Annotated in this window: 19 protein-coding genes and 1 pseudogene; 18 read left to right on the top strand and 2 right to left on the bottom strand. The window is 58.6% G+C overall.

The annotated features are described in order from the left end of the window. The first annotated feature begins 5 nt into the window (after positions 1-5). From CDH48_RS12855 to znuB, 9 genes are all read left to right on the top strand, one after another. Positions 6-551 carry a chemotaxis protein CheW gene (locus tag CDH48_RS12855; protein ID WP_100689152.1) on the top strand — a complete coding sequence of 182 codons (546 nt, stop codon included), beginning with the start codon at positions 6-8 and terminating at the stop codon, positions 549-551. Between the two features lie 93 nt (positions 552-644). Next, the gene (locus CDH48_RS12860) at positions 645-2,720 is read left to right on the top strand and encodes a methyl-accepting chemotaxis protein (RefSeq protein WP_100689153.1); all 2,076 of its coding nucleotides are present in this window, start codon (positions 645-647) and stop codon (positions 2,718-2,720) included. Between the two features lie 27 nt (positions 2,721-2,747). Beyond that, positions 2,748-3,647 carry a CheR family methyltransferase gene (locus tag CDH48_RS12865; protein ID WP_100689154.1) on the top strand — a complete coding sequence of 300 codons (900 nt, stop codon included), beginning with the start codon at positions 2,748-2,750 and terminating at the stop codon, positions 3,645-3,647. Between the two features lie 11 nt (positions 3,648-3,658). Further along, positions 3,659-11,200 (top strand): Hpt domain-containing protein, encoded by a 7,542-nt coding sequence (locus tag CDH48_RS12870; RefSeq protein WP_100689155.1) that lies wholly within the window; start codon positions 3,659-3,661, stop codon positions 11,198-11,200. Next, positions 11,200-12,267 (top strand): chemotaxis protein CheB, encoded by a 1,068-nt coding sequence (locus tag CDH48_RS12875; RefSeq protein WP_100689156.1) that lies wholly within the window; start codon positions 11,200-11,202, stop codon positions 12,265-12,267. Before CDH48_RS12870 ends, CDH48_RS12875 begins: the two co-directional genes overlap by 1 nt. Continuing rightward, positions 12,264-12,725: a chemotaxis protein CheW gene (locus CDH48_RS12880; protein ID WP_100689157.1), complete on the top strand. Its 462-nt coding sequence runs from the start codon at positions 12,264-12,266 to the stop codon at positions 12,723-12,725. The genes CDH48_RS12875 and CDH48_RS12880 overlap by 4 nt, the downstream gene beginning before the upstream one ends. Before the next feature lie 97 nt (positions 12,726-12,822). Continuing rightward, positions 12,823-13,314 (top strand): Fur family transcriptional regulator, encoded by a 492-nt coding sequence (locus CDH48_RS12885; RefSeq protein ID WP_100689158.1) that lies wholly within the window; start codon positions 12,823-12,825, stop codon positions 13,312-13,314. Then, on the top strand, positions 13,307-14,119 hold the full coding sequence (gene znuC, locus CDH48_RS12890; RefSeq protein ID WP_100689159.1) for a zinc ABC transporter ATP-binding protein ZnuC: 813 nt from the start codon (positions 13,307-13,309) through the stop codon (positions 14,117-14,119). The genes CDH48_RS12885 and znuC overlap by 8 nt, the downstream gene beginning before the upstream one ends. Further along, entirely contained in the window at positions 14,106-14,924 is an 819-nt protein-coding gene (gene znuB / locus CDH48_RS12895; RefSeq protein WP_100689160.1) for a zinc ABC transporter permease subunit ZnuB, read from the top strand. Before znuC ends, znuB begins: the two co-directional genes overlap by 14 nt. Here znuB and CDH48_RS12900 read toward each other — a convergent pair. Further along, complete coding sequence (locus CDH48_RS12900) at positions 14,907-15,836, bottom strand: alpha/beta fold hydrolase (RefSeq protein ID WP_100689161.1); 930 nt, start codon at positions 15,834-15,836, stop codon at positions 14,907-14,909. The genes znuB and CDH48_RS12900 overlap by 18 nt on opposite strands. A 211-nt stretch (positions 15,837-16,047) precedes the next feature. Here CDH48_RS12900 and folE point away from each other — a divergent pair, with 211 nt between their 5' ends. Both folE and CDH48_RS12910 read left to right on the top strand, forming a co-directional pair. Further along, positions 16,048-16,617 (top strand): GTP cyclohydrolase I FolE, encoded by a 570-nt coding sequence (gene folE / locus CDH48_RS12905; protein ID WP_100689162.1) that lies wholly within the window; start codon positions 16,048-16,050, stop codon positions 16,615-16,617. 11 nt (positions 16,618-16,628) lie between these two features. Next, positions 16,629-17,402 (top strand): SDR family NAD(P)-dependent oxidoreductase, encoded by a 774-nt coding sequence (locus CDH48_RS12910; RefSeq protein WP_100689163.1) that lies wholly within the window; start codon positions 16,629-16,631, stop codon positions 17,400-17,402. An 87-nt stretch (positions 17,403-17,489) separates the two neighbouring features. Here CDH48_RS12910 and CDH48_RS19425 read toward each other — a convergent pair. Next, a pseudogene (locus CDH48_RS19425) lies at positions 17,490-17,780 on the bottom strand (2-amino-4-hydroxy-6-hydroxymethyldihydropteridine diphosphokinase); the annotation flags it as partial. Between the two features lie 251 nt (positions 17,781-18,031). Between CDH48_RS19425 and CDH48_RS12920 the strand changes: the two are divergent. The 7 genes from CDH48_RS12920 to CDH48_RS12950 all read left to right on the top strand — a co-directional run bounded on the left by CDH48_RS12920 (position 18,032) and on the right by CDH48_RS12950 (position 26,840). Next, positions 18,032-18,463 carry a CoA-binding protein gene (locus CDH48_RS12920; protein WP_100689165.1) on the top strand — a complete coding sequence of 144 codons (432 nt, stop codon included), beginning with the start codon at positions 18,032-18,034 and terminating at the stop codon, positions 18,461-18,463. 173 nt (positions 18,464-18,636) lie between these two features. Then, on the top strand, positions 18,637-18,957 hold the full coding sequence (locus CDH48_RS12925; RefSeq protein ID WP_100689166.1) for a hypothetical protein: 321 nt from the start codon (positions 18,637-18,639) through the stop codon (positions 18,955-18,957). Between the two features lie 223 nt (positions 18,958-19,180). Continuing rightward, the gene (locus CDH48_RS12930; protein WP_100689237.1) at positions 19,181-19,612 is read left to right on the top strand and encodes a MerR family transcriptional regulator; all 432 of its coding nucleotides are present in this window, start codon (positions 19,181-19,183) and stop codon (positions 19,610-19,612) included. 6 nt (positions 19,613-19,618) lie between these two features. After that, entirely contained in the window at positions 19,619-22,261 is a 2,643-nt protein-coding gene (locus CDH48_RS12935; protein ID WP_100689167.1) for a heavy metal translocating P-type ATPase, read from the top strand. Positions 22,262-22,399: 138 nt separating this feature from the next. Further along, complete coding sequence (locus CDH48_RS12940; RefSeq protein WP_100689168.1) at positions 22,400-22,849, top strand: DUF411 domain-containing protein; 450 nt, start codon at positions 22,400-22,402, stop codon at positions 22,847-22,849. 185 nt (positions 22,850-23,034) lie between these two features. Further along, a complete protein-coding gene (locus CDH48_RS12945; RefSeq protein WP_100689169.1) occupies positions 23,035-24,753 on the top strand; it encodes a diguanylate cyclase domain-containing protein in 1,719 nt (572 codons plus the stop codon). 71 nt (positions 24,754-24,824) lie between these two features. Further along, the gene (locus CDH48_RS12950) at positions 24,825-26,840 is read left to right on the top strand and encodes a ribonuclease R family protein (protein WP_100689170.1); all 2,016 of its coding nucleotides are present in this window, start codon (positions 24,825-24,827) and stop codon (positions 26,838-26,840) included. The last annotated feature ends 4 nt before the right edge of the window (positions 26,841-26,844 follow it).

Raw genomic sequence — 26,844 nt, forward strand, 5'->3', positions numbered from 1 at the left:
TGAGCATGTCCGACCAGGCCACCCCCTTTGCCATTCTGACGGATATCGCCCGACGCAGCCGAGCCACGGCTGCCGGCCTGCCGGAGCAACAGGAAGCCGTTGAGCTGTGGAACGGCATCGGTTTTGTTCTCGCCGGCGAGCGCTATGTGGCCCCCATGGGAGAAGTCACTGAAATACTGCATGTGCCCCGGTTTACACATATTCCGGGCGTGCGTTCATTCCTTTTGGGCGCCGCCAACGTTCGCGGGCGCCTCCTCCCCCTGGTGGATCTTGCCGGTTTTTTCGACATTCCCCGTTCCTCCCGCAGCCAGCGGGAACGGCGGGTTCTTGTTGTTGAACAGGGGGATATTTTCAGCGGCCTGGTCGTCGATACCGTGCTGGGCATGCAGTACTTTGCAACCGACAGTTTCAGGGCAGCGCCAACGGGCGTGCCTGAAAACGTTCAGCCGTTTGTTGCAGGCGGCTACGAACGGAATGACGAAGTCTGGAAAGTGTTTTCCGCCGTCGACCTGCTCGAAGACGAACGCTTTCTTGACGTCGCACAGTGGTAAGGGTGGCGACCGTGGCAGAGCAAACACCCTGACTGCCTGAAATCTGACTAAAAACAACTGCCAAAAATACTCGAAGAGGCCGGGAGCCAGAAAATGAAAAACAGAGCCGGAAGAATCAGTACGGGACAGGGGGGCAACAAACTTGTTGCCGGCCTGATTGCCTCACTGATCGCACTCACCGTCCTGCTTGTTGTGGTCCTGTTTATTATCAACAGGGATAGCCAGAACGATCAGGAATACACCGCCAACGCCGCTGAACTCAGGGTGCTGTCACAGGAAATCGCCAAAAACGCGACCGAGGCCGCCGGTGGTACCGCCGAGGCATTCAACCAGTTGCGCCGCTCCCGCGATGAATTCCAGCAGCTCTGGGCCAACGTGACCGAAGGCAACCCGGAAACCGGCCTCCCGCCCAGCGAACTGGCCCGCGACAGCGGTGTGCAGCAGCACTGGAACAGGGTGCGCGAAAACACAGACAGCATTCTGTCCACCCGGGACGCCGTGCTGGGCCTGCACGAAGTAGCCCGCACTCTGAACGAGACCATCCCCCAGCTCCAGGTTGAATACGACGACATCGTACAGATCCTGCTGGAAAACAATGCGCCAGCGGAACAGATTGCACTGGCACAGCGCCAGTCACTGCTGGCAGAACGTATTGTGCGTTCGGTGAACAACGTACTGTCCGGGGACGAAGACGCCGTTATCGCCGCTGACCGCTTCGGTCGCGACGCCAGCCTCTTTGGCCGCGTACTGCAGGGCCAGCTCAACGGCAACCCGGCCATGGGTATCTCGAAAGTTAACGATGAAGATGCCATCTACGGCCTTGAAGCCGTAGATGAGCTGTTCGAATTTGTCGCCCAGAACGTAGACGCCATCCTTGAGGCCTCTCCCGACCTCTTCAAGGTACGTACTGCAGCCAGCGATATCTTCCAGAATTCCGAAATACTGCTCTCCGAGCTTTCTGTTCTGGCGGAAGGCTTCCGCAACCAGAGCGGGTCACGTCTGGTAAGCCCCACTCTGGCCTTTATTATCCTTGCAGCCATGGTGGCCATGGTTGTGTTCATCGGTCTTGCCCTGTATCGCGATGCCCAGGCGCGCCTTGCAACCACTCAGGAACAGAACGAGCAGAACCAGAACGCCATCCTGCGACTGCTGGACGAACTGGCCGACCTGGCCGATGGTGACCTGACTACCGAGGCCACAGTAACCGAGGACTTCACCGGTGCCATCGCCGACTCCATCAACTACGCCATCGACCAGATGCGCGGCCTGGTTCAGGCGATTCGTGGTACGGCGGTGCGGGTAGCCTCGGCGGCCCAGGAAACCCAGTCCACCGCCATGCATCTGGCGGATGCTTCCGAACACCAGGCCCAGGAAATCGCCGGCGCCTCGGCAGCTGTTAACGAAATGGCTGTGTCCATCGACCAGGTATCCTCCAACGCCGCCGAATCCTCTGCGGTTGCGGAACGGTCGGTAGCCATCGCCAAGAAAGGTGCGGAAGTGGTACAGAACACCATTCGCGGCATGGACAACATCCGTGAACAGATCCAGGAAACCTCCAAACGGATCAAACGTCTGGGTGAGTCCTCCCAGGAGATCGGTGACATCGTATCCCTGATCAACGACATTGCCGACCAGACCAACATCCTGTCCCTGAACGCTGCCATCCAGGCCTCCATGGCCGGTGATGCGGGGCGGGGCTTTGCGGTAGTTGCGGACGAAGTTCAGCGCCTTGCGGAACGCTCCTCCGCGGCAACCAAGCAGATTGAAGCGCTGGTCAAGACGATCCAGTCGGACACCAACGAAGCCGTAATCTCCATGGAACACACCACCGCCGAGGTGGTACGTGGTGCACGCCTGGCACAGGACGCGGGTATCGCGCTCGAGGAAATCGAGAACGTATCCATGAGCCTTGCGGAGCTGATCCAGAACATCTCCAACGCAGCACGCCAGCAGTCGTCCTCTGCAGCGCACATTTCCAACACCATGAACGTTATCCAGGAAATTACCTCCCAGACCTCGTCCGGTACCAACGCGACCGCGAAGTCTATCGGTAACCTGGCGGAAATGGCCTCCGAGCTGCGGTCCTCCGTTGCCGGCTTTACGCTGCCGGAAGAAGAAATGGCAGACCAGGAAGAAGAGGAAGACAACAACGTACCGGTGGTGGGCTGAATCACGGCCAGGGGCTGATGACGGTTTATGTCTGAGCTTCATAACAATCCGTCATTTGCCAAGAGCGCCTGGTTTCTGCGCCGTCTTCCCGATATGGATGAGGCGCAGTTCCACCAGTGGCGGGTGCTACTGGAGCACCGCACCGGCATGACACTGTCTGCAGAGCGCCGCTCGTTTCTGGAAACCAATCTGGCTATCCGGATGCGGGAAATTGGCTGCAGCAGCTATCAGGCTTATTACGAAACCATCGTCTCGGGGCCGGATGCCATACGGGAATGGTCAACACTGGTTGACCGGCTGACGGTTCAGGAAACCCGGTTTTTCCGGGATCCGGATGCCTTTCGCCTGGTCGCAGACTACGTTCTTACACGACCCAGAGAGCAACTTCGCAAACGGCCTCTCGAGGCCTGGAGCGTCGGATGCTCCACCGGTGAGGAGCCCTACACTCTGGCCATGGTGCTGAGAGAGTGTATGAACCAACTGGATCTGCAACCGCTGTATGGTGTAACCGGCTCAGACATCAGCACACCGGTTATCGAGAAGGCCCGGATTGGTCAGTTCAATGCCCGTAAATTGCAGGGCATGGACGAGAATATGAAGAACCGGTATTTCCGCCCGGCTGAGCGGAATACCGTTGAAATTGTGGAGAGCATCCGGGAACGGGTCTGCTTTACCAGACTGAATGTACTGGATCTGGATAAGGCCCCCATGCACGGGATGAACATTGTCTTCTGCCAGAACTTGCTGATTTATTTCCGCCGCTGGCGCAGGCGGGACATTGTCAGGCGACTTGCAGAGCGGCTGGCGCCCGGGGGACTGCTGGTTCTGGGCCAGGGAGAGCTGACTGACTGGCAGCCCCCGGGTCTGCAAAAAGTACCCTCGGAACACGTACTGGCGTGGATAAAGCGCCAGGCTGACGAAGAATAACCGGAGAGGTTATGGGCAACCACCATGACAGCATCGCCCTCGACTGGGTTCGGGGCGAGATACAGGACACGCTGACCCAGGGTCAGCATGCGCTGGAGGCGTACGTTGAAAACCGCGAAGACACGGCACGCCTGCGCTTCTGCCTGAATTATCTCCATCAGGTGCATGGCACCCTGCAGATGGTTGAGCTCTACGGTGCAGCCCTGCTGACCGAAGAAATGGAAAAGCTCACCCAGGCTGTGCTGGATAACCGCGTAACCAGTGTGGACGAAGCCGTTAATGTCCTGATGCAGGCAATTCTGCAGCTTCCCCAATACCTGGAACACCTGGGCAGCAGCCAGGACGATTTCCCCATGGTGCTGCTGCCTCTGCTGAACGATCTCCGGGCAGCGCGGGGTGATTCCCTGCTTTCGGACACCTCACTGTTCAAGCCGGATCTGGGTCCATCCCGCATGCGGGTTGCGAGCAAAGTGTCGCAACGCCTGCAGGACCCCAAAGTACTGGGTCATATCCGCAAGCTTCGCCAGATGTACCAGTTTGCCCTCGCCGGCATCATTCGCGACGATGATCTGGACGCCCAGTTCGTTTACCTGCAGAAAGTCATTCATCGCCTGATCCGCCTGTGCAACAACACTCCTCGCGGAGAGCTCTGGAAAGCTGCTGCCGCCTTTGTTGACACATTGCAGGCCAGGGCCAACCCGGTCAATGCGGCGGTAAAAGCCCTGCTTCGGGAACTCGACAGCGAAATCCGTCGCCTCACTGACGAACACAGGGATATTCTCGCCCAACCGGCCCCCGACGCCCTGCTGAAACACCTGTTGTACTATGTTGCCCGTGCCAGGGATCTGGATTCTGAAAGGGTCCGGGAACTGCGCAGCCGCTATCGGCTCGAGCAGGCCCTGCCCTCTGAAGACGATGTGGATGCAGCCCGCACGCGCGTCTCCGGCCCCGGCCGGGAAGCCATTCACTCGGTTGTCATCGCGCTCAACGAAGAGCTGGCCAAACTGAAGGACCAGCTGGATCTTTTTGTACGTTCAGAGCTGCGCCAGAACAGTGAACTTGAAGATCTCCTGCCCGGCATGGTGCAAGTGGGCAATACCCTCGCGGTACTGGGCCTGGGAATTCCGCGCAAAGTCATTACCGAGCAGACCGAACTGATTGAAACGCTCAGCTCGCAAGCGCAACCGGTTGACGATGGCACCCTGATGGACATAGCCGGAGCGCTGCTCTACGTGGAAGCCAGCCTTGCCGGTCTTGACAGCGACCGGCAGCCGGAGCGCATCGAAACCGGTCGCGACAGCCTGCCTGTTCATTTCAACCAGGGTTCCCGGGAGCTCGGGGAAGCAAGCGGCGCTCTTCTCAGGGAATCCAGAAATACGCTGGAGCAGGTAAAATCTGCGGTTATCAACTTTATTGCATCCCAGTGGGACGCCCGGGAAATCGAGCATGTGCCGGGCCTGCTTCACAGTATCCAGGGTGGTTTGAGCCTAGTGCCACTGGAACGGGTTTCCAGCATGCTGGCTTCAGCTGAACGTTACATTTCAGATGTACTGCTCAGCGACAGGCACGTACCCGACTGGAAACAGCTGGATACCCTGGCCGACGCCATTACCAGCATTGAGTACTACCTTGAGCGCCTGGCGGAAGGCATCAGTGATAACGAGGACATTCTCCGGATAGCGGAAGAAAGCCTTGCCAGGCTGGGCTTCCCGGTAGGCGAAGAGCCCACCTGGGGCACAGAACCCGAACCAGAAGTTCCGGTTGTTGAGCCTTTGGCGGACGACGAGCCGGCAATGGCGGCCAGCATGCCCGCCGGGCAGCCGGAAGCCAAGGCATCGGACGAAGAACTTCTTGATGACGAGATTCTTGCCATCTTTGTGGAAGAGGCCGAAGAAGTCCTGGAAACCATCCAGGAATTTTACCCGCGCCTGCGCCAGAGCCATGATGACCGGTTGGCGCTCACCGAAGTTCGCCGGGCCTTCCACACACTCAAGGGAAGCGGACGCCTGGTTGGCGCCACCAGTCTGGGTGAACTGGCCTGGTCGGTGGAGAACCTGCTGAACGGGGTCATTGATCAGAGCATCAAACCGAATGACGATCTGTTCTCCCTGGTAGATGAAGTCAACGCACGCATCCCGTCACTGATTCACGAATTCCGTGAGGGCCAGACCACCGGCGACGTAGCCGGGCTGATTGAGCGTGCGCAGGCCATGGCGACAACCCGCCGCAGCGACGATGAACCCACGATGGTACCGGAGGCAGCCGACGAACACCTGACCGAACCGGCGGCTTATCTGTCGGAGTCAATGGCTGACCTGCCGGAGCCAATGGCGGAAAGCAGCGCCGAGCCGGATCCGGCCAGCGACGGTGGCCAGCAGGACGACCTGATCGACGATGAAATCCTGGAGATCTTCGTCGAAGAAGCCGGCGAGGTTCTGGAGACCATCCGCGAATACCTCCCCATGCTACTGCGCCAGCACGATGACCGCAGTGCGCTGTCCGAAGTGCGCCGGGCCTTCCACACCCTTAAAGGCAGCGGCCGCATGGTCGGCGCCCTGGCGGTGGGTGAGCTCGCCTGGTCAATCGAGAATATGCTGAACCGGGTGATCGACGGCAGCATCTTCATGAACGACGATATTGCCAGCTTACTGGAGGAGGCAACCGGCGTGCTGCCTGCGCTGGTCGATGATTTTGAAAATCATCGGCAGCCTTCGGTCGATCCGTCCGCCCTGGAAGCCCGTGCCACCGCCTTGGCCAACGGCGAAATTCCCGACACCAGCACCATGCCTGCTGCCGAAGCCGAAGATATGTCCGGTACCACAGCCGCAGGCGCACCGGACATCGACTATGGAGCAGATGAAGGCGCTGTTGATCCGGTTCTTCTGGATATTTTCGAGAGCGAGACCGAAACCCACCTGCAGACCCTGAAAGACTTTCTGGCCTCCGCAGGCGACAAGTCCAACGTATCCTACACCGATAACCTGTCCCGTGCCCTGCATACCCTGAAGGGCAGCGCGCACACAGCAGGCATTGCGCCGATTGCAGCGGTTATCGCTCCCCTTGAGCGCTTCATCAAGGAATCCCGTGCCCAGAACCTGCGTGCCGATCGCGATGTACTGTCACTTCTCGAAACCGCCTGTGACTTCCTGACAAAAGGCCTTGCGCAGATACGCCAGGAACCACAGGCCTCGCTGCCCGGCACGGAAGCATTCCTGGAAAAGCTGGAATATGTTTCCAATGACAGGCTCCGCACCTACAGCGAAGACACCAGCACCGATGGCCAGCAGCCCGCGCCACCCCAGCTCGTGCAGCTGTTCCGGAATGACGGCCTGGACATAGTTCTGGATGCCGACCTTATCCTTGCGCAGTGGCAGGAAAGCCCGCAGGACCGGAGTTCACTGCATCGGCTCACCGCAGAACTGGCGCATCTTACCGACGCAGCATCAGACGCCGGGTTGCCCGACATCGCGGCGTTATCAGGAGCCTTGCAGGAAGTCTATGCCGCAGCATTAGCCAGGAACCAGGCCCCCGATGCTGCGTTCTTTGCAACCATGCTCAACGCCCATGAACACCTTATAAACATGATGGACCAGGTTGCCGCCGGGCTGGCGACCGAATCGGGTGATGAACTGGTATCCGGGCTTGAAGCACTTACCCGTGCTCTGTCCGCACCGGAAGCCGAGGTCAGGAGTGCGTTCGACCAGGAGTTCACAGATGACCTGGAAGAAATTGACCTCAGCTTTGACATGGACGAGCTTGAAACCGCTGACACACCCGCCAGCGGTGTGGATGCGCAGCCATGGCCCGAACTGCCCCTGCCTGAAACCAACTGGGCTGAGGACGAAGGCACTGACGCATCTGCCAGCGAGCTGGACGAAGAGCTCGCGGAAATCTTCCTCGATGAAGCCCGCGACCTTATCGACAGTACAGCAGAAGCCTTGCAGAGCTGGAGCGAAGCCACCGGTAATCTCGATATCCTGCGCCTGTTACAAAGAGACCTCCATACCCTCAAAGGTGGCGCACGCCTGGCTGATATTTCGGCTGTGGGGGATCTCGCCCATGAACTGGAGAACCTGTTTGAGGGATTGACCGAACAGCGACTGTCCATTAACGAAGACCTGTCTGACCTGCTTTTCCGCTGCCATGACCGGCTTGCCGGCATGATAGAAAACATGGAAGCCAAAGAGCCACCCCGCCCGGCCCCGGACCTGATCGGCGAAATCCGCGCTTACATGGACAACACCACCGGCTCACGGCCAGTAACCGATGTGACTGGGTCCGATGAGCCGGAAAGCGCCGCCTCCGATGACGGGGTGCCACCATGGCCCGAACTTGCAGAGCCTGAAGAGCCCGGTGAGGGCGAACGCTGCGACGACCTGTCGCATCTGGACCCGGAGCTGATCGGCATCTTCCTTGAAGAAGCCTACGACCTGATCAATTCAACAGGCAGTGCCTTGCACACCTGGAGCGAGGACCCGTCCAACCGTTCCGTCGCTGCAGAACTGCAACGTGACGTCCATACCCTGAAGGGGGGCGCGCGCATGGCCGGGGTTGAGGCCATTGGCGACCTGACCCACGTACTGGAAGACCTGTTCGAAAAAGTAGCGGAAGGCCGGCTTGAAGCCAATGGCGCCATGAACGATTTGCTGTTTGCCTGCCACGACCGGCTGGCGCAGATGGTTGAACAGGTTGCGACCCGGAAACCCTGCCCTCCTGCCAGCGATCTGGTGGCCCAGGTTGAGGCCATTGTGCAGGGTGAAGCCACACCTGATGTGGCCGGGCCCTCAGACACCAACATTCCGGCACAGCCACCGGAAACCCTGTCTGTAGAGACCGACGACAACCTGACCGGCATCTTCCTGGATGAAGGTCTCGAAATCTACGATGCCATCAGCGAGTGCCTGGATCAGTGGCGGGAAGAGCCCCGGCTAATGGACGGCGTTGCACAGCTGCAGCAGGAACTGCACACCTTAAAAGGCGGCGCACGCCTGTCTGATGTTGACCCTGTTGCGGACCTGGCAGAAGCCTGGTCGGGTGCACTGGACGCCCTGATTTCCAACCCGGGTAACCAGAAACTTTTACTCGCGCTGAGTGATCGCGGTCTTGGCGAGTTGAAATCCATGCTCGACCGGTTGCGTGAGGGCGTAGAACCGGTTGCCGATCCGGAGCTACTTACTGCGTTCAACAATGCACAAAGCCAGGACACCAGCACCGCTGAGCCCTCAGCGGAAGATCCGGCCACGGCCAGCCAGGATGCTGTCGACCCCGAGATCCTGGAAATATTCCTGGAGGAAGCCGGCGAGATCATGGATCAGCTGGAGCAACTGCTGGCTGACTGGCGCAAAGAACCCGCCAACAATCATTTCAATCAGGAGGCTCAGCGGGCTCTTCATACCCTGAAAGGCGGAGCCCGTTTATCACAGCTTTCACTGCTGGGCGACAAGGCCCACGCGCTGGAAGCCCGGCTTATAGATCTTGACGGCAATGCACCTGATGAAAGCCAGTGGCAGGCTATTACCGAAGCGCACGACGGCATCATTGCCCTGGTTGCGGAAATACGGGACAAAGCGGCGTCCGAAGTCGCAGCGCCTGCGCCGGCACCGGAACCAACACACGCGGAAACAGCGCGGGAGCTTGCGGAGGCGCATACCGCCGAGCCCGCACCCAGGCCCGCCCGTGCAAAAGCTCGCAGCAGAATGCCAGACGCACAGCGCATGGCACAGGAAACCATTCGGGTATCGGCGTCACTGCTGGACGAGCTGGTTAACCTGGCGGGTGAAACCAGTATCACCCGTGGCCGCCTTGAACAGCAAAGCAGCGATTTTGGCCATACCCTGGATGAGATGGCCGCAACCATCGAGCGTTTGCGAGAGCAGCTGCGCCGTATGGAAATTGAAACCGAAGCGCAGATTCTGTTCAGCGCCGAGAAAGAGCATGGCCCGGATTACGGAGACGATTTCGATCCGCTGGAAATGGACCGGTATTCGTCCATCCAGCAGTTGTCGCGGGCGTTAACCGAATCCTCCTCGGACCTCGCGGATCTGCGCGAAACCCTTTCCGACCGGGTGCGCGACACAGAAACCCTGCTGGTTCAGCAGTCCCGCATCAACACGGAGCTCCAGGAAGGTCTGATGAAGACCCGGATGATTCCGTTTGCTTCCATGGTGCCCCGGTTGCGCAGGATTGTTCGCCAGACCAGCGGTGAACTGGGTAAGAAGGTGGAATTCGATGTGCGCAATGCTGAAGGCGAAATGGATCGCAATATCCTGGAGCGCATGATTCCGCCACTGGAGCACATGCTGCGGAACGCCATCGATCACGGCATAGAAAGCCCGGAGCAGCGCCGCAAAACCGGCAAGCCGGAAGCGGGTGAGGTCACCTTGTCACTGGCCCGGGAAGGCGGCGACGTGGTTTTGCGCATGGCAGATGACGGCGCTGGCATTCCCTCCGCGGTTATTCGGGAAAAAGCCATCCGCCAGGGCCTGTTGCGGGCGGATGAAGAACTTTCGGAGCGGGAAATCCTGCAGTTTATTCTGCAGCCCGGGTTCTCCACCGCCCAGCAGGTTACCCAGATTTCCGGTCGGGGTGTGGGCATGGATGTGGTCGCCAGCGAGATCAAGCAGCTTGGCGGCAGCCTGGATATCGAATCGCAGCTTGGCCGGGGCACCGTATTTACTGTGCGTTTGCCCTTTACCGTTTCGGTGAATCGTGCGCTGATGGTGGCCACGGGGGAAGACTTCTACGCCATACCACTGAACACCATCGAAGGCATTGTGCGGGTCAGCACCTACGAGCTTGAGGAATACTACAAGCCGGATGCGCCCATGTACGAATATGCAGGCCGGGAGTATCGCCTGCAGTATCTCGGCAGCCTGCTGAACAGTGATCACCACCCCAAACTACAGGGCCAGGCTCTGCCACTGCCGGTGATTCTGGTTCGGGGCGCAGAACAGCCGATGGCCCTGCAGGTAGATAACCTGATGGGTAGCCGGGAAATCGTTGTTAAATCCCTGGGCCCGCAGTTCAGTTCCGTTCGTGGCGTCTCCGGTGCCACCATTCTGGGTGATGGTAACGTGGTTGTCATTCTCGACCTGCCGGCCATGATCCGTTCCGACATATTGTCTGAGCGCCAGCGCCTGGCGGATCTTGAAAAAGCCCGTGAAGCGGTGCGCCAGCAAGAACGGGCGACCGTTGTGATGGTTGTGGACGATTCGGTTACCGTTCGCAAGGTGACTTCCCGCCTGCTGGAGCGCAATGGCATGGAAGTTATCACGGCGAAAGATGGCCTGGATGCGGTCGCCCAGCTGCAGGACCACAAACCGGACATCATGCTGCTGGATATCGAGATGCCGCGCATGGATGGTTTCGAGGTGGCCAGTTTCGTAAGACACGACGACAACCTCAGCGACATGCCCATCTGCATGATCACCTCCCGGACCGGTGAGAAACACCGTGAGCGGGCACTGGCCATCGGCGTCAACGAATACCTCGGCAAACCCTTCCAGGAGACCGATTTGCTGAAGACCATCGAACGGCTGACCGGTAATCAGTGATGACCGGCCTTGGCGGTCGGGCTCAGGTCGGAATCGTGTCGGACGTAGTCCTGCAGCGACACCGTCTGCAGGAAGCCGTTGCCAGGTTTGGCCTGGAGGTGTGTTTTTCCGGGGACCCCGAGCGGTTGCAGGATTATCCGGATTTTCCGGAAGCCGGGCTCTGGCTTGTCACTCTGGAAGACGAAGCGGATCACCCTGCCCTGTTCGACTTTTTGCTGGAGAATACCGAGGCGCCGATCCTGTTCGGACTGGACCAGGCACCCGGAACCGGCAGCCCGGAGTACTTCCGCTGGGAGCGAAGGCTTCTGGACAAGCTTGAGCAGCAACTTGGAGAGCTTTCACAACTGGACTCCAGGGCCAGCATCGAAGAACTGGAAACACAGATACCGCAAAGCCCGGTGCCGTCGCAGCTCCCGCAATGGTTAACATCCGCAGCCCGGGGCACTGTTGCAGAAGAGATCTGGGTTCTGTGTGCTTCATTGGGTGGCCCGGAGGCAGTGAAGACGTTCCTGGATAATCTGCCACCGGGTCTGCCTGCGGGCTTTATATACGCCCAGCATATTGACGGCAATTTTGCCGAGGTGCTCACCCGTGTACTTGGCCGCCACGCGCATTACAAACTGCGGCACGCGGAAGAGAATTACCGGATAAAAAACGGCGATGTGGTACTGATGCCGGTTGAACGTGAGTGGAAATTTGACAGTACCGGTGTGCTGACCGAACAGAACAGCCCCTGGCCCGGCCCTTACGGCCCGTCTATTGACCAGGTGTTGCTGAACACAGCAGACCACTACGGTGCCCACTGCCACGCCATCCTGTTTTCCGGCATGGGTAACGACGGCGCGATTGCCGCCCCCTTGCTCAAAGCCTACGGTAGCCGGATCTGGGTTCAGGAGAGCGCCAGTTGCGGCAACAGCTCAATGCCGGATTCCGTGGCCGCCACCGGCTGTGCCAGCTTTTCTGGCACACCGGAGGAGCTGGCCCGGGAACTGGTCAAAACCATCGAAAATTCCTGCCTTCTCAAAGGTCGGCAGAAACGGCGCTCCGCTGGAGGACAAAAGCAATGAATGACAACAGCCAAACCCTCTCCTGCGTCATGATTCCCGTGAGCAGGCGGCAGCTTTTGCTGCCCAACGTATCCATTGCAGAAGTTGTGGATTACGCCTGTAACGACGCGGGCACAGAAACACCGGGCTGGCTGGCCGGTCGCCTGGACTGGCGTGGACTGAACCTGCCGGTTATCTCTTACGATGCCGCCAATGGCGGAGCCCTCTCGGTGCCCGGTGAAAACCGGGGCCGGATCGTGGTACTCAACACCATCAGTGATGCCCGCAGCGACCTTCGCTTTATGGCACTGATCACCCAGGGCATTCCCAGCCAGGTGCGTATTACCAGGGAACAGGTCAAGCGGCTGGACGGTGAGACCGGCCCCGCCGATCTTATGCAGGTAGATGTGGATGGCGAGGCCGCCTGGATTCCAGACCTGGACTATCTGGAATCTCTTGCGAGGGAATCGGAAGCCTGAGCAGGAGACAGTAGCCTGTGAAGGATGCCTCCTCTGGCTCATGGCACAGGGATCCATGCAAATGTTATAATGTTGCAAACTCTGCAGGATCCCCATCATGTCTGCCCGCGCACTGCCGTATCGCCCCCACAATCACGACGCCTGTGTCAGTCAGGCCCTGGCTGATGCCAGGTCCATTTGCCGCAAGCAGAATGCCCGCCTGACTCCGACCCGCGAACGGGTGCTGGAACTGATCTGGCAATCCCATAAGCCCCTGGGGGCCTATGATGTGCTTGCAAAGCTTACCGCCGAGGGCCACAACGCTGCGCCACCAACGGTATATCGGGCGCTGGATTTCCTGCAACAATACGGGCTGGTGCATCGCATCGCCTCACTTAACGCCTTTACCGGTTGCGCCCATGCCGGTGAGCAACACACCGGCATGTTTCTTATCTGCCGGGCCTGCGGCAATGTGCTGGAACTGATGGACCCGTCGGTAGCCAGGGCAATCGAAACTGCTGCCAACGCAGAAACTTTCCGTACGGAAACCATCACACTGGAGGTTGCCGGCCTGTGCCCGGGTTGTCAGGCGGGGCAGCATCATGAATGAAACGCTGGTTGCCATCGAAAATCTATCCGTCCGTTTTGACGGGCGCACGGTGGTTGATCGTGTCAATCTGGCACTGCATCGTGGCGACATCATTACCATCATCGGGCCAAATGGCGCCGGCAAAACCACGCTGATCAAAGCCATTCTGGGTATACAGGCCGCTACCAGTGGCCGGATCATGCGCGCAAAAGGCCTGGTCATCGGTTACGTACCCCAGCACCTGCATCTGGAATCGACGCTGCCGTTGAGTGTTAAACGCTTCATGCAACTCAGTGGCCAGCCGCTGGCCCGTTGCATTTCTGCACTGGAACGAACCGGAGTCAGCCATCTGCTCGAAGCTTCGGTACACCATCTTTCCGGAGGCGAGCAGCAGCGGCTCCTGCTGGCCAGGGCACTGGTTCGTAAACCCGATCTTCTGGTTCTCGACGAGCCTGCCCAGGGCGTTGACATCAATGGCCAGGCGGCACTTTACGACCTCATTCGCCAGTTGCGGGACGAGCTGAACTGTGGCGTTATCATGATTTCCCATGATTTGCATCTGGTGATGGCGGCCACCGACAAGGTGATCTGCCTGAACCAGCACGTGTGCTGCAGTGGTTACCCTGCCGATATCTCCCACGATCCGGCCTTTATTGAGACCTTTGGCCGGCCAGTGGCCGAATCCCTGGCGGTTTATCATCACCACCACAACCACAGCCACGACCTGCACGGCAACGTGGTGGGGTCCGGGCCCTCGCGCTCAGTCACCGGTCATGACGAAAGCCATGCAGAGCGCCAAGAGGGGTGTCAGCATGAGCATCATTGATGCGGTACTGGGTGATTTTTTCTGGCGCGCACTTATTGGCGGTTTCGGGGTGGCTCTGATCGCAGGGCCGCTGGGTTGCTTTGTAGTGTGGCGCCGCATGGCCTATTTCGGCGACACCCTGGCTCACTCGGCACTGCTGGGTATAGCTCTCAGCTTTCTGATCAGTGTTCCCCTGAATCTCGGGGTTATCATTACCAGCGTTGTCCTGGCCATTGCCCTGATGCTGTTTTCCCGCAATAAAACCCTTGCTACAGACACCCTGCTGGGCATTCTTGCCCACAGTGCACTGGCCATAGGTCTGGTGACCCTGAGCTTTATGCCCCATGTACGGATTGATCTGACCGGCCTGCTGTTCGGCGACCTTCTGGCCATGAATCGCAACGACCTGCTCTGGATTTACGGCGGTGCGGTTATCATCCTTGCACTTTTAATCCTGCTTTGGCGTGGCTTGCTCATGAGTACCATCCACGAAGAAATGGCAAGGGTGGAAGGGATCCCGGTTGAGCGCCTGCGCCTGCTGCTGATGCTGATGTTTGCGCTGGTGATCGCCGTTGCCATGAAAATGGTAGGCGTTCTGCTGATTACGGCGTTGCTGATCATTCCTGCCGCCACCGCCCGCAGGCTGGCCCGTACTCCGGAGCATATGGCGGCACTGGCTGTGGTGTTCGGGTTTGTTGCCGTGGGCGGTGGCCTGAGCATGTCGTGGTATCTGGATACGCCGGCCGGCCCCTCTGTTGTGGTAACGGCTTTTGCCACTTTCCTGGTGGTCTATGCCAGTGCTGGCCGGCTAGTGTTCAGGATCTGAATGGCGCTTGCGGAACTCCCGGTAGGCGCCATACACCTCCCATGGACTTTCAAAATGCGGGTAATGCCCGACATTTCTGAGCTGCACGACATCCGCCTCCGGAATCAGCTCCTGATATCGCTGCGCCATGGCGGCACCGGAAACAGGGTCCGCGGTACCAGAAATCAGGCGCATGGGTTGCCTGGCATTCTGCAACGCCGAGACCCAGCGATGGCGGTGGCACCGGCGTTCTTCCATAAACTGGATCAGATGATGCAGGATCCCGCGGCCGTTGTTATAGGTTAACAGGTGCCAGAAGTCGTCCAAATCCTGCTGGTCGGGGAGGTTTTTACTGCCGAACAGCTTGAGAAAGCTGCGTTCGAAACTTCGCCGGGTAAGCGCCCGGCTAAGCAGCCCGCCCATGGGGCTGCGCAGCAGCTTCTGGATCATCAGGGGGTTATGCACTTCCGGGAACAGGGCTCCGTTGAGAAAGCAGACACTGGCAATCTGAAAGGGCAGTACTCCCTCCTGCTCGCGGGCCAACAGCTCCTGCGCAACACTGCAACCATAATCATGGGCCAGCAGATGCACCGCTTCCAGCCCCAGCCCTTCCAGCAGACCCTCAACCAGATCCGCCTGGTCTGCAATGCTGTAGGCATGCTCACGCGGCTTGTCAGAGAATCCGAAACCCAGCAAATCCGCAACCAGGAGTTTGTTGTTCTGCACCAGCATGGGCCAGATCCGGTTCCAGTCCCAGCTTGCGGTAGGGAACCCGTGTATCAGCACCAGCGGCTCACCCTGCCCTCCCATGCGGCTGAATATGGCATGGCCTTCATAGAAGAACCATTTACCGCCCTGCTGCCATTCCTCGAGGCTGATCGATTCGCGGCGCGCAGCGCTTTCGTCCCTGATACCCGGCACCTGCTGTTCCATGCGCTGTCTCCCATAAATCCTTCTTTCACCTGCGACTGTAGAATAAACCCCTCTGTGCTGCCACAGTCGTGCAGATTTACTGCGAAAACTGCCAACCATGACTGGTCTTTTCGGGAAGCGCCATCGTAAAGCGTAGAGATACCGGCCAATTTCACTTAAGCTTTGGCCCTTGCACCCTACCTCCGCATTACCAAGAGAACCGGAAAAGACTATGAGCAAACTTCTTGAAGACCTCGCGGGGCACTACCGCGCCATCATCGACGGGCTGGGTGAAGACACCAACCGTGAAGGTCTGCAGGATACCCCCATGCGCGCTGCCAAGGCCATGCAGTTCCTCACCCGCGGTTACCAGCAGAATCTCGGTGATCTTGTGAACAACGCAGTGTTCGAGTCCGCAATGGATGAGATGGTCGTGGTTCAGGATATTGAACTCTACAGCATGTGTGAGCATCATATTCTGCCCTTTATCGGCAAGTGTCACATTGCCTATATCCCCCAGGGCCGGGTTCTGGGTCTGTCCAAGTTTGCGCGCATTGTCGATATGTACGCCCGCAGACTGCAGATCCAGGAAAACCTGACGCGCCAGATTGCCGAAGCCGTGGAAAGCGTGACCGACGCCAAGGGGGTGGCGGTGGTGATTGAAGCCCGGCACATGTGCATGATGATGCGTGGCGTGGAGAAACAGAACTCGATAATGAAAACGTCGGTGATGCTGGGCCAGTTCCGTAAATCCCAGGCCACGCGCACCGAATTTCTGCAACTGGTTGGAAACAGGGGTTGAGGCCGGAGCTTATGGCGACACCAACTCCTGCCCCTGTGGCGGTAATCACCGGCGGTGCACGCCGCCTGGGCTACCACATCAGCCAGGCGCTGCTGGAGCGGGGATACCGGTTGTTCGTGCTGTACCGCAGCACAACACCGGAGCTGGAACAACTTGAATCCCGGGGCGTAGTCAGTATTCATGTGGATCTGGCCGAGCCCGGCAATGTGCAAGGGGCACTGGAGCGGATTCGGAGCCAGGCCCCGCATATCCACGTTCTGGTGAATAATGCTTCTGAATTCTATCCCGACATGGCCGACACCCTCGATCTGGCGACCCAGACCAACCGGCTGTTCCAGATCAACAGTACCGCTCCGATGATGTTGATGCATGGCCTGCAGGCGCAACTTGTAACCGCCGCAAAAGCCCAGGGCACGCCTTCCCTGATTGTCAATATTACCGACATCTTCAGCGAGCGCCCCAACCCCCGGTTTGCCGCTTACTGCGCCTCCAAGGCTGCGCTTTCGAGCCTGACCCTGAGCTATGCGGGCAAGCTGGCACCGAATGTCAGGGTGAATGCCATTATGCCGGGCCCGATCGGTTTTCTGCCCAGCCACACAGACGATCAGAAGAAGCAGGTTCTGTCAGAGACCCTGTTGCCCCGGGAAGGTGGATTCCACAGCGTGGTGATTCAACTGCTGGCCCTGATCGACAATGATTTCATCACCGGCGCCCAGATTCCGGTGGATGGTGGCCGGCGCCTTGCCCAGGGAATGTCCATGCAGATCAATGGTGACGCGGGCTGAGAGATCGCTGTCACCCTCGAACAACGCCCTGAAATAGGGTTCGCTGAATGTCTGGTCAGCAAATCGCCCATCTGCACTACAGGCCAGAATATCCACATCCATGGGTCGGTCTTTCTCGGCGCTCAAAGGATCAGACCTGTCCCGCCCCAGGGATTCCTCCAGCCGGTTAAGCTGTGATTTCAGCTGATCAGGGTCCAGCTCCGAGGTGAACGCCACCAACGTATTCAAAAACAGATTGGGCGTCTCGATGCCACTTGGTTGCGTGCGAAGCACGGGAGACAGCCACAGGGTACCGAAACGGTTCAGAAGCTCCGCCAGCGCCAGCGCTACGTTTTTCTCAGGCTCAATGTTGCTTCCCAGACCGCACAGATACCACATAGCACATCATCTCAGTAATTTTCGTATGTAAGCACCCACTAATACGGTGACAAACAATGCTCCGATCATGGATTCGAACGGTACCAGTACTGCCATCATCAATCCCCTTCTCTCTACCCAGTGATCAAAAGTCTGAGCGATCCGGTTTGATGGCCTGACCGGGTGCACGTATATTCAGTTGAACGGAGGCGCAGACCTGCACGGTTGCCAGGCGCCTATTAGCTGACCACTCTGAAAAAAGTAAGGGTACCATGACAACTCAAGATCCCAAGCGTATTCACCAAATCCTCAGTACCGTTCGCACCATTGCTCTGGTGGGCGCCAGTGAGAAAACCCACCGGCCTTCCCATGAAGTCATGGAGTTCATGCAGAAGCAGGGTTACCGGATGATTCCGGTCAATCCCCGGCTGGCAGGCCAGAAAGTGCTGGGCGAGACGGTCTATCCCGACATTGCCTCTTTGCCGGAACCGGTCGACATGGTGGAGCTGTTTCTGGCGCCGGAGCGCACAGACGCGGTGATTGATCAGGCTATTGAATTGAAGGTGCCTGTGATCTGGCTGCAGATTGGCGTCATCAATGAGGCTGGCGCCGCCAGAGCAGAAGCGGCCGGGCTGACGGTTGTCATGGACCTCTGCCCCAAGCAGGAAATCCCGCGGCTGGGCATTGCGCCGGTCAGTCCGTGAATCCGGGACACTACGAACAGGAATTTGTGGTGCATGCTGACGCTGCCTCCGGCGGCGGAGCTGGCAGAAGCGCTGCTATTAAACAAAGAGCAACGGCTGATTCGGATTTGTAATCAGCCTCTGCGGTCCCCACCATAGTGGTGGCAGTCATTGGATTTTTCAGGTGAAATTTTATGGCCACGGGTTATCTGACACCGGAACAGGACAGCAGGCTCCGCCGCTGGGAGCGCTGGAACCGGAATTATTTCATTTTTGCGTTCGTGGCTCTGGTGATTGTGCTGGTGTTCAGCAGCCAGCTTGGGCTTTCCAGTGGCGAGAGCTGGGGGCCTTTGGGTTTTCTGATTGCTGCTTTGATCACTCCGATCATTATTCTGCAGTTGCGTCTGGCCTGCCCGGCGTGTGGCCACAAGATTGGCTGGCAGGCGAAATTGATGGCGCCTGATCAGTGCAAAAACTGCGGTACCTTCCTTCGGGCGAAAGACCCCTCTTCCTGAAAACCTTTGACCTGTGAGTAGGTCACAGGTTTTAGGCTATGCTTAGTTTCTAAATTAGTCTGCGATCGTACTTCGGCGATCGACGCAGCGGTGTGGGAGGCTTGTCCGAAAACCGCTGTGAATACGTCCCTGTACGCTTGCTCTCCGCCTTCCCTGGCTACGAGCATTTTCGGACAAGCCTCCCACACCGCCGCTCATTAACGTTTGGTAAGTGCTGCTGAATATGAAAGTTAAAGAACTTGCTACATCTGCCGGAGTGAGTCCGGATACCGTGCGTTTTTACACCCGAGAGGGGCTGCTGAAACCGTCCCGGAACCCGGATAACAACTATCAGCAGTTTGACGCTGAGGATCTTCGGCGCCTGCGTTTTGCGCGTAAGGCGCGACAGCTGGGGTTTTCATTGATCGAGGTCCGGCAGATTCTGGATCAGGCGGATGAGCATCACTCGCCCTGCCCGATGGTTCGGGATGTTTTCGAGCAGCGGCTGGCCGAAGTGGAGCGGGAGATTGAGGAGTTGCAGCAGTTGCGCAAGCGGATGAAAACTGCTCTGGCCGCCTGGCAGGACATGCCGGACGGTACGCCGGATGGGCATACCATCTGCCGTTTGATTGAACATTGGGATGACAACCCTCCCGCAAAGCAGGTTGAGGAGTAGATCATTATGAGTGAAGCACCTGTGTTACATACCACGCTGAGCATTTCCGGTGCCACCTGTCAGGGCTGCGCCAGGAAGATACGCAATGCCCTGGAGCCGCTGACCGGTGACGCGGATCTGGTAGAGGTGAATCTGGAGGATCAGACGGTAGCCCTGCCGGGAGGTGTTGATGTCACGGAAGCGGCGCGGATTGTGACCGAAACCGGTTACCCGGCGGAACCGGTGGCGGAGGCCGGAGCTGAGAAGCCAGCCAGCTGCTGTTCTTCCAGATCCGGTGAGGTAGACGCTAACGCCGGTGCTGCATCGGGCAAGGCGACGAACGATACTGAAGACACCGGGGTCGCAGAGAGCAAACCAGAAGAATCGACAGCGCCACCCGCACACGGTGATGAGCAGGTGCAACTGGCCGTAACCGGTGCCACCTGTGCGTCCTGTGTGAATACCATTGAGAAGGCACTGAAATCGGTGCCTGGTGTTACCCATGCCCATATGAACCTGGCGGACAATACCGCCACGGCAACCGGGGCAGTTGACCCCCAGGCCCTGGTCAGGGCGGTGGAGAGTTCCGGTTACGGCGCCAGTGTGATTGAGGATGCAGACGCCGCCGATGAACAGAAGCAGGCAGAGGACAAGAAACAGTACAGGACCCTGTTGGTGAAAATGGCCATCAGTCTGGGCCTGGGCCTGGGCATGATGGTCTGGGGTATGGGCTTTGGCTCCATGACAGTCACCGACGCGAACCAGAGCACCTGGCTTGTTCTCGGCCTGATCACGCTGGCGGTTATGGCCGGCACCGGTGGGCATTTCTTCACTGGCGCCTGGAAGGCTTTCCGGCACCACAATGCCAATATGGATACGCTGATTGCCCTGGGCACGGGTACCGCCTGGCTGTATTCCATCACCGTGGTGAGTATTCCCGAGGCTTTACCGGAAATGGCCCGGCATGTGTATTTTGAAGCCTCGGCCATGATCATCGGCCTGATCAACCTTGGGCAGGCGCTGGAACTGCGGGCCAAGGGCAAGACGTCTGAGGCGGTTCGCCGGCTGCTGGATCTGAGAGCGAAAACCGCCCGGGTTATCCGGGACGGGCAGGAGCAGGATATCCCGGTAGAGGATGTACGCAAGGGCGATCACATCCGTGTTCGCCCCGGTGAAAACCTGCCTGTGGACGGTCGGGTTATTGAAGGCAGCACCCGCATTGACGAAAGCATGCTCACCGGTGAGCCCATGCCGGTGACGAAAACCGTGGATGACGAGGTGTCTGCCGGCACGCTGAACACCCATGGTGCCATTATTTATGAGGCCACCCGTGTGGGCAGTGAAACCGCCCTGGCACAGATTATTCACCTGGTGAAGAAAGCCCAGGGTTCAAAACCCGCCATTGGGCGGCTGGCCGACAAGATATCATCGGTGTTCGTGCCCAGCGTCATGCTGATTGCCATAGCGTCCGCACTGGTCTGGTACAACGTGGGGCCGGAGCCTGCGGTTGTGCATATGATGGTTGCGGCGACGACCGTTCTGATCATTGCCTGCCCCTGCGCCCTGGGCCTGGCCACGCCTATGTCGGTGATGGTTGGCGTTGGCAAGGCGGCGGAATACGGCGCCCTGATTCGCCAGGGTGATGCCCTGCAAACGGCTGGCAAGCTGGACCTGGTGATTCTCGACAAAACCGGCACCATCACCGAAGGGCGCCCGGCGGTGACCAGCCTGCACGCGGTGAATGGCGATGAACAGCAGTTGCTGGCGCTGGCTGCAGGGTTGGAGCGGCACTCCGAGCACCCACTTGCAGAGGCTGTTACCAACGAAGCCGCGGAGCGCAACATACAGCCTCTCAGGGTCACAGACTTCGAAGCGCTGAATGGCAAAGGCGTGAAGGGCCAGTTTGAGGGCGAGCCGGTTCGGTTGGGTAACCGCCGCTGGCTGGAAGCCGAAGGGCTGTCGCTGAGCGATCTTTCCGATGTCGAGAGAGGCATTACCGAGCAGGCCGGCACACCGCTGTTTCTTGCCCGCGGCACTGAACTGCTGGGCGTTATGGGCGTTGCCGATGCCATCAAACCCGATTCGGAGGCGGCTATCCAGCGCCTGCATGATGCCGGCATCCGGGTGATGATGGTTACCGGCGATATTGACGCCACCGCCAAAGCCATCTCTGCAAAAACCGGCATCGATGACTACCGTGCAGAAGTGCTGCCAGAGGACAAAGCCGACGTGGTAAACGAGATGCGCGGCAAAGGCTATACCGTGGCCATGGTCGGTGATGGTATCAACGATGCGCCCGCGCTCGCCGCGGCGGATGTAGGCTTTGCCATAGGCACAGGCACCGATGTGGCCATCGAGAGCGCCGCCATCACACTGATGCGTGGCTCGCTGCACGGTGTACCGGACGCTATCGAGATCTCCCGCGCCACGGTAAAAAACATTCATCAGAACCTCTTTGGCGCCTTCATTTACAACACTCTGGGCATTCCCATCGCGGCGGGCCTGCTGTACCCGGTCTGGGGCATTCTGATGAGCCCGATTTTTGCCGGCGCTGCCATGTCACTGTCGTCGGTAACCGTGGTTACCAATGCCAACCGGCTGCGGCTGTTTAAAACCAGCCACAAACCGGCAGAAACCCAAAGCCAAAACACAAACAGGGAGCGGAACTGATGGAAACAATACTGGTCAATGCCGGTGGCCTTGCCCTGATGGCCGCCACGGTCTGGTGGTTCTGGCTTTCCTCATCGGACAACGATGCGCCTGTACAAGACCATAGCCATCACTGAACACGACACTGGAGAGAAAATCATGAAAAAACAGCTTCTCGGAACAGCCCTGGTTGCCACACTTGGTTTCAGCACACCTGTACTGGCAGCAGGCGCCGCACAAAGCATTCATGTTTACAAATCGCCCACATGCGGCTGCTGTACCGATTGGGTAGAGCACCTTGAAAGCAATGGCTTTGATGTGAAAACCACCGATACTCAAGACATGAATCGCGTCAAGTTCGAGGCCGGGCTTAGCCGCAATCTGGCCAGCTGTCACACGGCTTTCGTGGGCGACTATGTCATAGAAGGCCATGTGCCTGCCAGCGACATTCAGCAGCTGATTGCCGACGCGCCACAAGCCAGGGGCCTGGCCGTTCCCGGCATGCCCGCCGGCTCACCGGGTATGGAAATGGGTGACCGCAAAGACCATTATCAGGTGCTGATGTTCAACGAAAATGGCCAGACCAAGGTGTTCTCCGAACACAACTAGCCGAAGCCGACAGGCTCCGGCCTGAACAGCGCCGCCCCGCCGGGGCCGGAACAGTACCTGTGGCTTAAGAATACCGGTACTGTTCTGCAACAGATTCCCGTGGTTTTCTGGCATTCTTTTATACACACTTGCCAGCCAGTGCTCTATGATCGTTCCCGATCCCCCTGGAACGGAGATGGAATTTCTTGAGCCTTAAAACCCGGTTTCTCAGCCTCGCTGCCGGCCTGATCATTATCGCTGCCTGCGCCTCCTGGCTGGCCTACCGGGAGCTTTCAGCGGATCTGATTGAGCGCTGGGGGCGCCAGGTCGCCGAGATACAGGTGCGCTACGACAGCGCCCGCCTTCTGCAATCCCTCGAGCGCGAAATTGGCCTGGCCCGGCAAATGGCCGACTCCACCGCATTGATCAACTGGTCTGCCGCCCCGGACAACAAAGCACTCAAAGACAACGCCATCCGGGAAATGGAAAGCTTCCGCGCCAATTTTCGCGATAAAAGCTATTTTGTCGCCCTGCGGGCGAGCGGGCGGTATTACTACAACAATGCCGATAACGAGTTTGCCGGCGAGCAGTTTCGCTACGTTCTGGACCCGGAAAAGCCCGATGACGCCTGGTTTTACCAGCTGATCGAGGAGGGTCGGGATTTTCACCTGAACGTGAATCCTGATACCGAACTGGGCGTTACCAAGCTCTGGATTGATGTGCTGATGCGCGACCCGGCCGGCGAGATTGTCGGCATGGTGGGCACAGGGCTGAACCTGGATACCTTTCTGCAGGATATTGTGGATATCAACCAGAACGGCATCACCACACTGTTTGTGGATTACGGCGGCGCGATACAACTGTACCGGGATCGCAACTACATAGATTTTGCCAGCGTCATCAAGCCCGAGGGCCAGAAAAACACCGTCGATCTGTTGTTCGAGAATCCCGAAGACAAGCAGAAAATACTGGGCATGCTGCAACTGCTGAAGAAAAACGCCGGGCAGCCAGGCCATGTGGAAAGCGGTTTTGTCACCGTAGAGGGTCGCGAACATCTCGCCGGGGTGGCTTTTCTGCCGGCCATCGGCTGGTTTGAAATCACCCTGCTGGACCTGAACACACTGTTACCCCAAAGCTATCTGTGGCCTCTGGTGGCGGTCTTTATCGCTAGCCTGCTGATCACCCTGATTGTGTTTCACCTCATTATCCAGTCGCGCATCGTCAAACCCATTATGGGGCTGGAAGAAGCGGTGGAAAAGGTTCGCAGCGGCAGCTTTGCACTGCCCCGGCTGGACAAGCCTGATAATGAGATTGGCCGGCTCGCCGATCATTTCGAAAAAATGACCGACAGCCTGCGACACTCCACGCAGGAACTGGAAAACAAGGTTGCCCAGCGCACCGACGAGCTGCACCGGCTGGCACGCATCGATCCGCTCACCGGCCTCAGAAACCGCCGCGGCCTGGACGAACTGCTGCTGGAAGAAATCGAGCGTGCGGCCCGTCAGGGCACGGGTTTCGGCGTTATCTGGCTGGACATTGACCATTTCAAATCCATCAATGACCAGCTTGGCCATCAGGCCGGCGACGAAATACTCTGTCGCGTGGCTCTGTGGCTAAAAGCCAGCGTTCGCCCTTACGACCACCCAGGGCGCTGGGGCGGCGATGAGTTTGTAATACTGCTCTCACCCTGCAGCCCGACCACGCTTGAACAGATCGCCACCCGCATGCGGGAGACCGTGGAGCAGGAGAGCCGCAAAACAGGCACCCCCGTAACAATCAGCATAGGTGGCTATTTCTCGGAGCCCGGAGACGACAGCGACACCATTTTACGGAACGCCGATCAGGCGCTGTACCGCGCCAAGAGTCAGGGTCGCAACCGTGTTTGCATCAATGGCCCCGAAGCGATCGAAACGAACCGGGTGTAACAGGTCTGACTCATACCGCCATAACCGTTATACTCCGCCCCATCATTCATTTTTTTCAGCCAGGTTAATCCATGCTCAATGCCGACGCTCTCAACCAGTTGCGCCAGCTAAAGTCTGACTTAGAGGAAAGCAAAGTTGTTTTCCCCGGGACGGTTAAAGCCACCAACGGCCGCTTCGGATTCGTCGCACTGGATGAAGGGCGGGATCTGTTCCTGCCACCGGAAGAAATGCAGAAAGTGCTCCCGGGTGACAGAGTGAACGTCACCGAGCAGGAAGTGGAAAAGGGCAAAACCCAGGGTGTCGTCGACGAGCTTCTTGAAACCCGGCTGAGCACCTTTGTCGGGCACTATCTGGTGAAAGGCAAGGGGCACTTTGTGGTGCCGGAAACGCCGGGCATCAACCGCTGGATTTTCATTCCGCCGAAAGAGCGCATGAATGCGCAACCGGATGATTACCTGTATTGCTGCATGCACAGGCACCCGATCAAAGACGGCAAGGGCCAGGCAAAGGTTCTGCGGGTTATCGGCAAAGCCGGCGATCCGGGAATTGAACGCGCCCTGACGCTGGCGATGTTTGATCTGGCAGACACCTGGCCGGCACCCGTTGTGGAACAGGCGGACAGCCTGGACGAGTCAGCCATTGAAGCCCTCGAAGCCGGTCGGGAAGACCGCACCGACCGTGCCTATGTCACCATCGACAGCCCTGCCACCCAGGACATGGACGATGCCCTGCTGGCCGAGCCCAATGCCACCGGCTGGGTGTTATCCATTGCCATTGCCGACCCGTCTGCTGTGATTGGCCCTGAGAGTGCCGCTGAGCTGGAAGCCTTCAGGCGCGCAACCGCCATTTACTTCCCGGGCGAGCCTCTGCCCATGCTGCCCGACACCATCAGCACGCGCCTGTGCTCGCTGATGCCCGATGTGAAGCGGCTCGCCCTGGTCTGCGATCTGCAGGTGAATAACGACGGCAGCCTGGGCGATTACAGCTTCCATGAGGCGGTCATCCGTTCCCGGGGCAAGCTCAGTTACGATCTGGTCTCTAACCTGATTGAAGGGCGGGAAGACGAAGACATCAAGGCCCTGCCGGAATCCGTATGCAACAGCCTGGATCAGCTCCACCAGGCGGCAACGGCCCTGCGAAAATGGCGCAGTGAACACGCGCTGCTGAGCGGTGACCGGCCCGAATTCCGCCTGCGACTGGATGAAAACAGGCGCATTCGCAGCATCGAGCCTTCGGTACAGAACGAGGCACACCGCCTGGTGGAGGAGTGCATGATTGCGGCTAACCGCTGCGCTGCGGATTTTCTGGCCCGGCAGCCGTCCGGCCTGTTTATCCAGCATCCCGGGCTCCGGGACGACCGCGCCGACAACATTCGGGCGCTGATTGAAGGCTATGCGCCGCACCTGGCGGATATTGATGCAGCCAGCCCGGAAGGGTTCAAGGCGCTGATGAAGCAAACATCGGAACTGCAGGCGGAAGTACCGGTGAAAGCCATCCTCTCCCGCCAGCTGGCCCGGGCGGAACTGGCATTTACCGCTGCGCCGCACCAGGGCATGGGACTCAACGCCTACACCACGTTTACCTCACCCCTGCGCAAATACTCGGACCTGTACGTTCACCGGGTGATCAAGGCTGCGCTCTGGGATACCCCCATGAAGGCACTGGGCAACGATGAACTGCTGATGCTGCAAAACACCCAGTTCAAAGCCCGGCAGGCGGCCAACAGTCTGGAAACCTGGCTCAAAAGCGAGTTTGCCAAATCCCTGGGTGAAGAACCCATGGACGGCGTGATCAGCCGCACCATACCCGCTGGTTTCTTCGTGCGCCTGGAAGCCAACGGGCTGGAAGGCTTTGTCAGCTGCAAGGATCTCAACGGCAAGTACAGCTTTGACCCGATTACCCTGCGCCTGATTCACAATAAGAATGGCCGTATCTTCCAGCTCGAACAGGCGGTTAAAGTGCGCTTTGCCGGGGTGGAAGAAGAGCGGCGGCAGATCAACTTCAAGCTGGTTGCAGCTGAGGAAGTGGTAAAGGCAAAGGAGAATGCAGAAGGGAACGCCAAGGCAAGCGACGACAGCAAACGCTGACGCC

Origin of the sequence: Marinobacter aromaticivorans (assembly GCF_002806975.1) — a bacterium.
In the GTDB taxonomy this organism is placed as follows: domain Bacteria; phylum Pseudomonadota; class Gammaproteobacteria; order Pseudomonadales; family Oleiphilaceae; genus Marinobacter; species Marinobacter aromaticivorans.